We start from the raw sequence: 12,720 nt of genomic DNA on the forward strand, positions 1-12,720 counted from the left end.
GATTAGAATTGCGGAAACCCTTTAATTAATAAATCTCTAGCTGCCACAGCATCAACAGGTCTAGAAAACAAATATCCTTGACAAAACTCACATTCTAATTCTCGGATCTGATCTAGCTGTTCTTTCGTTTCCACTCCTTCTGCGATCGTCAACATGCCCAAACTCTTAGCCAGTGCAATAATAGCCTTAACAATCTCGGTATTTTTGCCGTGTTTGCCCATTCTCATTACAAAGGAGCGATCGATTTTAAGATGGTTAATTGGGAGACGATGCAGATAACTCAAAGAAGAATAACCAGTACCAAAATCATCAATGCTTAATTGAATATGGCGATCGCGCAATTGTGAAATAATTTTTCCTGCAAATTCAGCATTCTCCATAATGTCGCTTTCCGTAATTTCTAGCCTTAAAGAGCTTCCATTAATCCCGACTTCTTGAAGAATATTATCAATCTGCTTGAGCAATTCAAAGCTCATAAAATGCTTTACAGAGAGATTGACACTCACAGTTAAAGACTCTTGGGCAATACCTTCATCTCGCCAATCACGCAGTTGTTGACAAGCTTGGCGTAATACAAATAAATCAATCGCCATTACCAATGACGTTTCTTCAGCGATCGGGATGAACTTATTGGGAGCAATTAAATTTTTACCTGGATGATTCCATCGAACTAGCGCCTCAAAAGAGCTGATTTGGTTAGTATCTAAACTAATGATTGGCTGATAATAAGCCACCAGTTCATTGCGCTCTAAAGCATGTCTCAGCTCAGATTCTAGCTGAAAGTTATGGAGAGCACGGCTATGCATTGTTTGCTCAAATACTTGATAGCAAGCTTTTCCATTCGCTTTTGCTCGATACATTGCTGTGTCAGCATCTCGCAAAATATGTTCGGGTTGTTTGTAAATATTACTACCCATAGCAATGCCAATACTGACATTCGTAAATACTTGATAGTCGCCAATTTGAAATGGGGCGGCTAATTCTCTCAGAATATTGTTAGCAATTTTGATTGCGTCAGAGTTATTTTCGACATCTGGTAATAAGATGGCAAACTCATCTCCTCCTAAACGACAAAGCATTGTCCCAGAACGTACACAAAGCTCAATTCTTCTGGAGATCGAAACTAATAGCTGATCACCAACTAAATGCCCTAAAGAGTCGTTAACAGCTTGAAAGCGATCGCAGTCTAAAAACAAAACTGCAAAAAGACAACCTGCTTTTTGGTTGACTTGCTGGAGTAATTGCTCCAAACGCTTCATAAACCAAGTTCGATTTGGTAACCCCGTAAGCACATCATGCAAAGCCAGATGCAATAGTCGCTCTTGAACTTGCAATCGTTCGGCAATTTCTTGTTCCAATTGAGCAGTCCTTTGACGCACACGTTGTTCAAGTTCAGAGTTTAGTTGACTAATTTCTTTTTGGGCTGCGCGTAAGCTTAAATGGGTTTGAATGCGTGCTAAAACTTCTTCTAATTGAAATGGTTTAGTGATGTAGTCCACCCCCCCAACACTAAAGGCTTTCACTTTATCCAACACTTCATCCAAAGCACTCAAGAAAATCACAGGAATATCACAGGTTTGCTCGTTCGCTTTTAGCCTCTGACAAATTTCATAGCCATCAACATTTGGCATCATAATGTCTAACAAAATCAGATCTGGATTGGCAGCTTGGGCAACAGTCAGAGCCATTAATCCTTCGGTGACACTACGAACTTTATACCCTTGCTCTGTCAAAGTTGTCGATAAAAATCGCAAGTTGTTTGGCATATCATCGACTATTAATATATCGCCACTATAATTTCTAGTCATTATTTAACCGTATCCATATGGCGATCATTTAACTATTGGTCAAAAGCTTGATGCGTCGAATTCATGATTTGATTGTAGCAAAAATTATCTACAAGGCAGATTAAAGCATGAATTAAAATAGTATTATTTTCAGGAATTAATTTGATTAGTTCAGTAATTAAGTCATTATCAGCTAGCATTGCAGCTTGATGGAGTTCCTTAATCCAACTATCAGGCATTTGTGACAAATAAGTTTTGAGATCAGTTTCTAAGGTTTCTAGATCATCTGCTGTTCTGTCTGTGAGACGGCGATTACTCTCATCTTCGTACAGATAAGTTAAACCTAAATACTCAGCCAATTTGTCAAAAATAAGCGCTTCCCGAAAAGGCTTGCGCACAAAATCATCACAACCTGCTGAAAGGATAATTGTTCTTTCTTCTTCCAAGGCACTTGCCGTTAAGGCAATAATCACGGTTGCTTGTCCTTTTAAATGGGATTTAATTTGGCGCGTGGCTTCATAGCCATCCATAACAGGCATTCGCATATCCATCCAGATTAGGTGAGGTTCCCATTCATCCCAAATAGCGATCGCTTCAACGCCATTTTCGGCTTCACGGACTTGGAAGCCTACAGCTTCAAGGATTTTGACTAACAAATGCCGACTTTCCCATCGGTCTTCTACGACGAGGAGTCGATATTCTGGCTGGTCGGGCGCTAATCCGATGATATAGCGATCGCTGATTTGCCTTAATGGAACTGGAGAAGCCAACACATCCACTGGAAGATCAACTCGAAAGATACTGCCTTCACCTAACCGACTACTGACTGTAATCTGCCCACCCATGAATTGAGCAAATTTGAGGCTGATAGGCAGTCCTAGCCCAGTTCCTTCCGAAGATCTCTTACCTAAGTCCGTCTGTTCAAAAGCTTCAAATATTTTCTCTAAATAATTGGCTGGAATACCTGCACCAGTGTCTTCTACTGCAAATTTCAAAATGGTTGGGAGTCTTTCCTGAGGCTGAGATGACAACTGAAAATCTGGTTCCAACGATTTAGTTACGTCAATAGTTGCGCCATCAGTTACATCAATAGATAGAACTATTGAGCCTTGACTGGTAAATTTGATCGCATTACTCAATAAATTTATTAAGATTTGGCGAAGTTTTCCTTCATCTGTACTAATCCATTGCGGGACTTTAAGTGATCGCTTAAAAATCAGTTGTAATGCTTTATCACTTACCTTAAGGCGAAACATTTTTTCAAGTGTGTCGAGAAGGTGAAACAGATCAAAACTAGTTATGTTTAGGTTAATGCGTCCTGATTCAATTTTGGACATATCTAAAACATCATTGATAAGTTCTAATAAATGTTCGCCGCTGTCATGGATGATTTTGAGATAGGAGCGATGATTGTCTTTTAGAGCGCTATCACGCACCATTAGTTGAGTAAATCCCAAAATTGCATTTAATGGAGTCCTCAGTTCATGGCTCATACTTGCCAAAAATTGACCTTTGGCAAAACTAGCCGCCTCGGCAGCTAGTTTTGCTTGATTGAGTTGCTGCTCGACTTGTTTGCTTTCTGTAATATCACGAGCAACCCAAATTACAGTCTCAGTATCAATAGGAGAGATGCTGGCATTCCACCAAAATCCTTGTTCAGTGGAGGCAAGATAATATTCAAGATTTAGAGTTTGCTGAGTCTCTACAACCTTTTGCACATAACTAGCAAATAATTCGGACTGTTCTGGAGAGTACACTTCAGATGGGAGTTTGCCAATTACTTCACTAGGATTTTGCCAAATAGATTTTCTCCGAGTTTTAGGGATCTTGAGAATACGTCCTAAACGATCCCGCACCAAAATCACTTCATCCATCGCTGCAAATAAGGCATTCATCTCGGCATTGGCAACTCTGAGCCTTTCTTCTGATTGTTTATTGTCTATCCCGATCGCGATCGCATTCGTAATCAAATCTATGGTCTGAATATCTGTATCTAAATGTGACAGAGAAATCATCAGAATTACGCCGATGACATTACCCTTGACGATTAGAGGATAGCCCACTAACGAAACAATACCTTTTTCCTGTAGCCACAACTGATCGGATTCGCTTAAGTCCGCCAAAATTTGATCGGTCAAAAGCGGCTGAAACATTCCTTGAGTAATCGACCAAATTTGGTCTTTTTTAATTAGATTACGGAGGCGTTCGCTATCTGATTTGTTATAGTTTCCCGCAATGACTTGTAAATTCAAATCATTGCCAAAAGCATTGATAGTCCAAATTTGTGCAAAGGAAACATTCATATGTCGCCATAGAGATTCGGCAAAAGCTTGCAGAACATCTTCTAATGTGGATAGTTTCGTGGATGCAGAGCCAATTTCCGCCATCAAAATTGATAAATGGACGCGCTCTAAAAGCTCAGCTTCGACTTGTTTGCGATCGCTAATATCAAAAATCGCTCCATCTAACCACAACAATTGATCGTTGTCAGTGAATGCTCCTTGACCTTTTTCATACAGCCAACGAATATTGCCTTGGGCACCAATAATTCGATATTCTAAAACAAAGGATTCTTGACAAGCTAAGCTTTCAAAAATTACCCTTTCCACCATATCTTGATCTTCAGGGTGAATAATACTTGCCCAACTGCGAACTTGATTAGCAATAAAGTCCTCAGAGGGATAGCCAGTTAGCTCTTCAACAGCACCACCAATAAATACTATCGTCCAATCGCGATCTCCGCCTACACTTCGATAAACAATTCCCGAAAGATTAGAAACTAGACTACTAAATTTCGCTTCAGACAACTGTAGTTCTGCCATCCGCTCACAAATCCGCAATTCGAGAGACTGATTCGCACTCTCTAGTTCATTAAATGACTGCTTTAATTGAGCCGCCATCTGATTAAAGGATTGGGAGAGTAGATTCAGTTCATCAATTTCTGCCGAGGGAACTTCCCGATCTAACTCACCATTTGCTAAAGCTTGACTCGCTGAAGTTAAGCGCCGCAATAATTTGTTGATATATTGAGTGGTGAAAGTACCTAAAGCGATCGCTCCTGCTAATGATAGACAAGCAATCAAAATCGTCGTTTTTCGCTTTGCCTCAAGTTGTTCTGTAAAGTCAGCCTCAGGCATCACCACGGCGATTAACCAGTTAATCCCATATTCATCTCGATAGGGCATTACTTTGAGAAATATATTCCTCCCCTCAATTGAAAACTTTAAGTTCTGCTCAGTGTTGATTTTCTCCAAGCTACCTACTTGCTGCTCTAGAGACCCAGTCGCCTCCCGAATCATGGGTTGCCGAATATCTTTTACTAGCAATCTCTGTATTTTTTTGCGATTGCTGTCAACTTCATAGGGCTTTTCCGTAGTCGAGCTAGCTACCAATAAGCCTGAAGGTTCAAAAATAAAAGCTTCTCCAGATTTACCAATTTGTAATTCACCCAAAAAACTGTTGATATTTCCTAATGAGAGATCAGCACCCAAAACTCCTATTCTCTCACCATTAGAACTAAATACAGGTATACTAGCCGTTATCACTTGCTCAGGCAAAGTGGAATCTTGATAAATCGGACTCCAAATTGGTTTATTGGTTTGCAAAGCTGCCTGATACCAAGGGCGTTGACGAGCATCATAGAATTCAGACTTCCCTTTAAGTTCAAGACGGTTGCCTTGTGAATCGAGGCTATAATAGTAACGCTCAAGACCACCGATGTTAATTGCTAATTGAAGAGAGAGTTCTGGATTTTTCTCTTTGTCCAAGCGGGTAACACCGATAAATTCCCCTGTTTTTTCCCCTCCATAATAAATCCAAGAAACCGCAGGGAAATTCTTAATCTGATGCCAAAGATATTTCTCACTAGCTTGACCTTGTTTTTGTAATATTCCTTGTCGTACCGCATCAGCATTAATTTTATTAACTAAGTGAGGAGTTTCCAGATAAGAAGTTAGCTTTTGCTTGATGCGATCGCTAATTTCATTTTGCAGTTGTCCGACTAAATTAGCGATCGTTTCCTGCTCACTCCGCCAAGACAGCCACGCCACTAATCCTGATATACCAGAGATCAAGATCACAAACTGACTAATCAGAATAAATTTAAGTGATAGTTTTCGGGATTTGCGAGGGTTGGAGGGTAATAGGTGATCGCTCATAGAACTATTTCTGCTGAAAGCTCCCATATAGTTGCAGCTATTTTACCCAAACCTCGCAAGGCAGAGACAATTCGTCGATAAAGCTGTTAGTAAACAAACCAAGAACTCAAGTTCTTGGCTAAAAGCTCAAGTCCACTGAAGTGGACTACAAATACTTTCCTTTCAATTAACCCGTTTCAACGGGTTTGAGCTTTTAGCCTGCACTTGAGTGCAGGGGCTACTAGACGGTATTTTATCGTGCTAGAGCGCTCAAGAACTGTTGCAAACGCCCTAAGAATGAACCCGATTGCTTGCCAGTCTTTTTCTGAAACAGACGATCAATGTCGTCACTAGATGGGCGTTGGGCTACCTCAGCCATTGGCTGCATTCCATCTACAGTCTGTTGCCATACTTGCCATGTTTGGGGATAACAGCGCCATAATGCGCCAAGCTCTAGCGGCTTGATGTAATAGGCTGTCTCGAAAGTACTTAAAAAGCGATCGCGCATTTGTCTTGCGGCAAGCCCTAAACCCACTTCACTATTCTCAAGGCGAGGATTGAGCATCACAAAGGGGCGATCGCCTGCTAGTTGCGCTAACTTTTCCACCAGTTCAACTTCAACTGAAGTTGGCTCGATGATGAGAAATGCTTGATCTTCTTCACGAATAGCTCTGCGTCCTTCATTGACACCGCGCACGGATACATCAAGATCCGCCCATTCGCGCTTTGCCAGAGCAGCAGCCCCTGCATCTGAAAAAATGGCTTGCCAAGCTTTACCATAGCGTTGATTAAAACTAGCTGCAAACTCATAGGCGATCGGCATCACTTTGAGTTCTGGAAACCTTAGATCGGCGATTACACGGTTAGCTCCATCAGCGATCGCTTGATGTGTAGCTGCGATCGCTTGTTCAGTAGCATCTTCTAAATTGTCAGGAAGTAAGATTGGCTCTGGAGTCATAAACTGGGTTATTGCTAAAATTATTAGAAAGCTGCGAATTATTTTAGCAGGTTGCCAAAAACTTGATTGGCAGTCAACTTCAAATTTGGGAAAGTTTGCGATCGCATGATTGCATCATCAGTAAACTCACAAGGCTCATACCAGCCATCATCAAGACTAAAAACAGTAATTTTGTTCACTAATGGATCGACAACCCAATATTCCAAAATCCCTAATACGCTATATTCGGCACGCTTAGCACGATAGTCAGTACCTTTAGTTGATTCGCTTACAACTTCTATGACTAGCAATGGTGCTGGTTGATTGATTTCGATAACTGCTTCGCAAGTTTGCAGCGATCGCCATTGCTCTCTCGGCATAACTACTAAGTCTGGAATCCGACAGGTATCCCATCTACCACCCTTGGGACTCCGCACACCAACTAATGCAGGTAAAACTACCCAATCTTGATTTTGCTCAGCAATATCGACTTCAAGATTTCTTTCCAAAAACTTGATTACCGCACCATGTTGCCCAGTTCCCAAACTCATCGGAATTAATTCTCCATTTACCAACTCATAGCGCTGGTCAGTACCATCAATATACTTAAGGTACTCCGCAAAATTTAGGCGGTAGCTTGCAATAGTCATAGCAAATTTTTAGCAATAACTTCACTTGATTTTAACTCAAAAAGGCAGGGCTACGCGAAGCGTAACCCTGCCTTTTTGAATGAGTAAATTTGGATGATGATTACATCATGCCGCCCATACCGCCCATGCCACCCATACCGCCCATGCCGCCCATGCCGCCCATACCAGCAGCACCAGCGCCAGCGCCAGCATTCTTCTCAGGCTTCTCGACGACTAGAGCTTCGGTGGTCAAGACCATACCAGCAACAGAAGCCGCATTTTGCAATGCCGAGCGGACAACCTTAGCAGGATCGATGATTCCAGTCGCAATCAAGTCAACGTATTCGCCTTTAAGTGCATCAAAGCCATGATTGAAGCTCATGCCCTTGACCTTCTCAACGACGACAGTACCTTCTAGACCAGCGTTATCGCTGATTTGACGAAGAGGAGCCGACAGAGAGCGAGATACGATTTCAGCACCGATCGCTTCTTCGTTCTTCAAGGTTGCTTTGAAGTCTAAAAGTTCAACTGCAAGGTGAGCAAGAGTTGCACCACCACCAGGAACGATACCTTCTTCAACCGCAGCACGAGTGGAGTTGAGGGCATCTTCGATGCGAAGTTTGCGATCCTTAAGTTCAGTTTCAGTAGCAGCACCGACCTTGATTACAGCTACGCCACCAGAAAGCTTAGCAATGCGCTCTTGCAACTTTTCTTTGTCGTAGTCAGAGTCACTGAGATCCAATTCCTTACGGATTTGAGCAACACGCTTGTCAATATTGGACTTATTAGCAATGTCAGAGACGATGGTGGTTTTGTCCTTAGAAATGGTGATCTTGCGAGCAGTACCCAGCATTTCGAGGGTAGCTGCGCTAAGTTCCAAACCAGTATCTTCAGAGATAACTTGACCGTCAGTAAGAACTGCGATATCTTGCAACATCGCTTTACGGCGATCGCCAAAACCAGGAGCTTTGATTGCTGCGATATTCAGAGAACCTCTGAGCTTGTTCACAACTAGAGTCGCCAAAGCTTCTCCTTCAACATCTTCAGAGATGATAACCAAAGGAGAGCCAGAACGAGCTGCTTTCTCAAGAATAGGAACAAGATCTTGAATTACATTGATTTTCTTGTCAGTAATCAAGATTCTGGCATTCTCAAATTCTACTAGCTGACGCTCGTTGTCAGTTACGAAGTAAGGAGAGATATAACCGCGATCGAGTTGCATACCTTCGACAACTTCCAATTCAGTTGTGAGGGACTTCGATTCTTCAACTGTGATTACGCCATCTTTGCCAACTTTATCCATGGCATGAGCAATCATTTCGCCAACTTCAGAATCGTTGCCAGCAGAAATGGTAGCAATTTGAGCGATTTCGGCATTGGAGTCAACAGCTTTAGCTTTTTGAGCAATCACATCAACGAGGTGAGCTACTGCCTTTTCGATACCACGACGCACGCCCACTGGGTTTGCACCTGCGGCAACGTTCTTCAAGCCTTCGCGAATCATTTCTTGAGCCAAAACAGTAGCGCTAGTGGTTCCGTCGCCTGCTACATCATTGGTTCTTGAAGCAACTTCACGAATTAGTTGAGCGCCTGCATTTTCTAGAGGATCTTCTAATTCAATTTCTTTAGCGATGCTCACACCATCATTGATGATTTGAGGAGCGCCATATTTCTTTTCGAGAACTACGTTACGACCTTTAGGTCCAAGGGTGACACGAACAGCGTCAGCTAGTGCGTTCACACCGCGCTCAAGTGCGCGGCGAGACTCTTCATCAAATACTACAATTTTTGCCATGTTTTTTTATTAGGTAATTGGTAATTCGTAATTCGTAATTCGTAATTAGGCTTTCAGCCCTATTCAACGATCGCGAGAATATCTCTTTCTGCAAGGAGCAAATACTCTACGCTATCAATTTTGACTTCAGTGCCTGCATACTTGGAGTACAAAACTTTATCGCCAGCTTTGACTTCTAGTGCAACGCGAGTACCTTTGTCATTACGAGAACCAGGTCCTACGGCAGTTACTTCACCTACTTGAGGTTTTTCTTGTGCTGTATCTGGCAAGAAAATACCGCCTACGGTCTTTTCTTCTTTAGTTGCTACTTTGACCAATAGGCGATCGCCTAGGGGTTGCAATGTACCAGTATTTAGGGTTAACGATGCCACTATGCCATACCTCCTTAAAATCTAATCAGAGTGGACTTTGCAAGTGATGACTTAAGGTTGATTTTGATCTCACTTTGGTCACAACTTGCGTGCTTTAGCACTCTGTCTCACTGAGTGCTAATATACTGCGAAATGAGTATGGGACTAGATCGGCTTACCGTACATTGCTGGCTGTGCGAAGCGCTACAGGACTTAAAAAACAAGTGTGACGCTTTGCGTCACACTTGTTTTTCAGTAATGACTGCATCTAATGGCACGTCCCAAATATCATTGGGAATCGCATCTATATAAAAGTCATCAAAAATTATTCCTGCTTTAAATCCTGTCGAGTTAGGCAGCCAGCGATCGTAAAAGCCACCGCCATAGCCCAATCGATACCCTCCGAGATCGCAAGCTACCGCAGGTATCAAAATTAGATCAATATTATCTAAGTCCATAAGTGGCAAGTCTTGGCGCGGCTCCAGAATACCAAATGCTCCTGATCGCATGTTGCTCTCAAAATCTGCGATCGCGACTTGATGCCAAATCAGCTCTTTTTCCACACAGCACGAAAACCCCCAATTTTTGTCAGGAAATCTTTGCCAAAGCGAATTTAAGTCTGGCTCTTGGCGAAAACTCGTAAAAGCCAAAATATTTTGTGCTTGTTGGAAAATTTGCCAATTTGCAATGCGATCGCATAATGCTTGGCTTTTTTGTTGCCAAATTTCATTAGGGATTTGGCGGCGTTGGGCGAGCAATGCTTGTCTAAGTTGTTTTTTGGTTTGTGGAAACTCTGGCATATTGCGATCGCTTTGATATATACCTATTATAAATGTTATATCTTTGACTTTTTTAATTGCAGAATGAAGAGGATTTAACTAGTATTAGGATTTGTAGAGTTTTAAATGAGTTTCTTGCATCAATTGCCATTTATTTAATCTTACAAAGATAATAAAGCCACATGTCAGAGTTATCGCTTAACTCCTGTTGAGTTGTTATTTCAAGACCACTTTTCCAAGAGTACATTCTGATATTCTCAAAATTTGCTTTTAATTGATTGAGCTGCTCTTGAGGTCGAATGTAATACTGCTTTAAGCGGAAGTTATGAGATTCATCTTGAATGATTTCATATTCAGAATGTTTTATTTGCTTTAGGGAAATTGAACGGTTGAAGAAGCGTAGAAGAGCAAACATGATCATATTGACATAGGTTTTTAGCAGATTTAGGCTAATTTGATTCTGCCATTTAAATTCTCGCTCTAGCCCTTGTAGACTATGACTTGAAAAGAAGAAATACCCTCCAGATTTACCAACGCGGCTGACTTCTTGCAATACCCGTAACCGATCTAAATGGGATACAACATCAATACCATTAAAGCTAAATAAAATAAAGTCGAAAGAGTTATCTTGAAATTGACTCAGATTTCTGGCATCACCCAATTCAACTCTTAATTGTGAAGATGCTGGAAAACGATTTTGGCAAGCTGTCACCATATTTTCAGAATAATCAATACCAACATATTCCTTAACTACTCTAGAGAAATATTGCGTGGTACGGCCTCCTCCTATTCCAACATCCAGCATTTTCATATGCGACCATTCATTGCATAGAAGATCTAAAATAGTTTGCTCGGCGGGTTGTAATTGGCGTAACTGTCTGTAGTGTTGAACAATCTCACGAGCCGTATAAACTTGATGATTATGCTCAAACATAATATTTTATGTTTGAATAAGAATTCTGAAAGGGTAGTTGCATTTTAAAATTAGAAGCGTCAGGTTTATTAACATACCATTTTGAGTGCAACGCTTAAGATCATCCTAATCTCAAATAGCAATCATAAAATTTTAATTGAGCGCTTACCAATTTTTTTCGCTAAAGTTAAAAGTACAGACAATCGGTGTAACAATTCCATTGCCCCAAAACAAAGTTTTTATAGCCACCAGAAGTTCCAATGCGAAAAATAAAGAAAAAACGATACATTCTGCTTCTCATTATTACAGCCTTAGTATTACTGCCTATTTATGCTTTCTGGATTGAGCCCAATCTTTTTGTGGTGACACATCATCGACTCAATCCAGAAATTTCTTCTAATCAAAACAGTTTAAAAATTGTCCAAATTAGTGATCTTCATCTAAAAAAATTTAACGATCGCGCTCAAAGAATTGCCGAACAAGTTAATAAGCTCCAACCAGATATCGTAGTGTTTACTGGAGATTCTATCGATAAGGCAGAACAGTTAGATGGATACGATCGCTTCTTATCACTTCTCGATCGCCAAACAGCTAAATATGCGATTTTGGGGAATTGGGAATATAAGGCAAGAGTCAATTTAGAGCTTCTCTCAAAAATATATGCTACTTACAATTGCCGCTTATTAGTTAATGAAAGTGCTTTATATAAACAAGGCGATCGCAATCTATTAATAACAGGTATTGATGACTTAGTTAGCCAGCCTAATTTAATCAAATCACTTCAAAATATTAATTCCAATCCCAATCATTTATTGCTTGCTCACTCACCCGCATATGTAGACACATTCTCTGCCGATGAGCTGCAAATGCTGTCAGCATATAAGCCCAAATATATGCTGACAGGACACACTCATGGCGGACAGCTATCTTTCTTTGGCTTTGCGCCTGTTCTGCCGCCACGTAGTGGGAACTATGTTAGTGGTTGGTATCAGGCTAATTCAATTTCTGTATATGTATCTCGCGGATTAGGTGTTTCAGTGTTACCTATAAGAATTGGAGCAGTACCTGAGATCGGCTATTTTGAATGGGTTTTGAAATCGTGAGTCGAATTGTTATTTCTATCATTAGCGGTCTTGGCGATCTGCATCCCAAAATTGCGATCGCAATTTTGGGATGCGAAAACGTGGTCATCATTTAAAAAATAAACCAAGCAACTTATAGCAAAACATAAAATGGCAAAGCCATTTTGTGTTTTGCTATATTCACATTTCTCAGCCCAACAAGCTGATAGTGATAATCATTATCATATATAATACAAGGATTAAAGTGGTAGGTACACAAATAAATTTAGATGCTCAAACCCACTAAGATCACTGAAATTCTTGATTTATTGG

At 40.9% G+C, this 12,720-nt stretch carries 9 protein-coding genes; 1 reads left to right on the plus strand and 8 read right to left on the minus strand.

Going from position 1 to position 12,720, the window contains the following annotated elements; genetic code table 11:
* Window positions 1–2: 2 nt before the first annotated feature.
* The 8 genes from CQ839_RS08715 to CQ839_RS08750 form a co-directional block, all read right to left on the minus strand.
* The gene (locus tag CQ839_RS08715) at window positions 3–1,808 is read right to left on the minus strand and encodes a GGDEF domain-containing response regulator (RefSeq protein WP_103667885.1); all 1,806 of its coding nucleotides are present in this window, start codon (window positions 1,806–1,808) and stop codon (window positions 3–5) included.
* A gap of 32 nt (window positions 1,809–1,840) precedes the next feature.
* Window positions 1,841–5,944 carry a cache domain-containing protein gene (locus tag CQ839_RS08720; RefSeq protein ID WP_181016148.1) on the minus strand — a complete coding sequence of 1,368 codons (4,104 nt, stop codon included), beginning with the start codon at window positions 5,942–5,944 and terminating at the stop codon, window positions 1,841–1,843.
* 232 nt (window positions 5,945–6,176) lie between these two features.
* Window positions 6,177–6,881 carry a DUF1995 family protein gene (locus tag CQ839_RS08725; RefSeq protein ID WP_103667887.1) on the minus strand — a complete coding sequence of 235 codons (705 nt, stop codon included), beginning with the start codon at window positions 6,879–6,881 and terminating at the stop codon, window positions 6,177–6,179.
* A gap of 38 nt (window positions 6,882–6,919) precedes the next feature.
* The gene (locus CQ839_RS08730; protein ID WP_103667888.1) at window positions 6,920–7,510 is read right to left on the minus strand and encodes a Uma2 family endonuclease; all 591 of its coding nucleotides are present in this window, start codon (window positions 7,508–7,510) and stop codon (window positions 6,920–6,922) included.
* Between the two features lie 100 nt (window positions 7,511–7,610).
* Window positions 7,611–9,284 (minus strand): chaperonin GroEL, encoded by a 1,674-nt coding sequence (gene groL, locus CQ839_RS08735; protein WP_103667889.1) that lies wholly within the window; start codon window positions 9,282–9,284, stop codon window positions 7,611–7,613.
* A gap of 59 nt (window positions 9,285–9,343) precedes the next feature.
* On the minus strand, window positions 9,344–9,655 hold the full coding sequence (gene groES, locus CQ839_RS08740; protein WP_103667890.1) for a co-chaperone GroES: 312 nt from the start codon (window positions 9,653–9,655) through the stop codon (window positions 9,344–9,346).
* A 218-nt stretch (window positions 9,656–9,873) separates the two neighbouring features.
* Complete coding sequence (locus CQ839_RS08745) at window positions 9,874–10,434, minus strand: 5-formyltetrahydrofolate cyclo-ligase (RefSeq protein ID WP_103667891.1); 561 nt, start codon at window positions 10,432–10,434, stop codon at window positions 9,874–9,876.
* Between the two features lie 130 nt (window positions 10,435–10,564).
* Window positions 10,565–11,350 carry a class I SAM-dependent methyltransferase gene (locus CQ839_RS08750; protein ID WP_103667892.1) on the minus strand — a complete coding sequence of 262 codons (786 nt, stop codon included), beginning with the start codon at window positions 11,348–11,350 and terminating at the stop codon, window positions 10,565–10,567.
* Window positions 11,351–11,586: 236 nt separating this feature from the next.
* On the opposite strand from CQ839_RS08750, the gene CQ839_RS08755 reads away from it, so the two are divergent.
* Window positions 11,587–12,429 (plus strand): metallophosphoesterase, encoded by an 843-nt coding sequence (locus tag CQ839_RS08755; protein WP_103667893.1) that lies wholly within the window; start codon window positions 11,587–11,589, stop codon window positions 12,427–12,429.
* The last annotated feature ends 291 nt before the right edge of the window (window positions 12,430–12,720 follow it).

It is taken from the genome of Pseudanabaena sp. BC1403 (assembly GCF_002914585.1).
GTDB lineage: Bacteria > Cyanobacteriota > Cyanobacteriia > Pseudanabaenales > Pseudanabaenaceae > Pseudanabaena.

Excerpts from the sequence above, each read along its gene's own strand:
- CQ839_RS08715 (WP_103667885.1), bottom strand. The coding sequence starts at position 1,808 with ATGACTAGAAATTATAGTGGCGATATATTAATAGTCGATGATATGCCA.
- CQ839_RS08720 (WP_181016148.1), bottom strand. The coding sequence starts at position 5,944 with ATGAGCGATCACCTATTACCCTCCAACCCTCGCAAATCCCGAAAACTA.
- CQ839_RS08725 (WP_103667887.1), bottom strand. The coding sequence starts at position 6,881 with ATGACTCCAGAGCCAATCTTACTTCCTGACAATTTAGAAGATGCTACT.
- CQ839_RS08730 (WP_103667888.1), bottom strand. The coding sequence starts at position 7,510 with ATGACTATTGCAAGCTACCGCCTAAATTTTGCGGAGTACCTTAAGTAT.
- groL (WP_103667889.1), bottom strand. The coding sequence starts at position 9,284 with ATGGCAAAAATTGTAGTATTTGATGAAGAGTCTCGCCGCGCACTTGAG.
- CQ839_RS08745 (WP_103667891.1), bottom strand. The coding sequence starts at position 10,434 with ATGCCAGAGTTTCCACAAACCAAAAAACAACTTAGACAAGCATTGCTC.
- CQ839_RS08755 (WP_103667893.1), top strand. The coding sequence starts at position 11,587 with ATGCGAAAAATAAAGAAAAAACGATACATTCTGCTTCTCATTATTACA.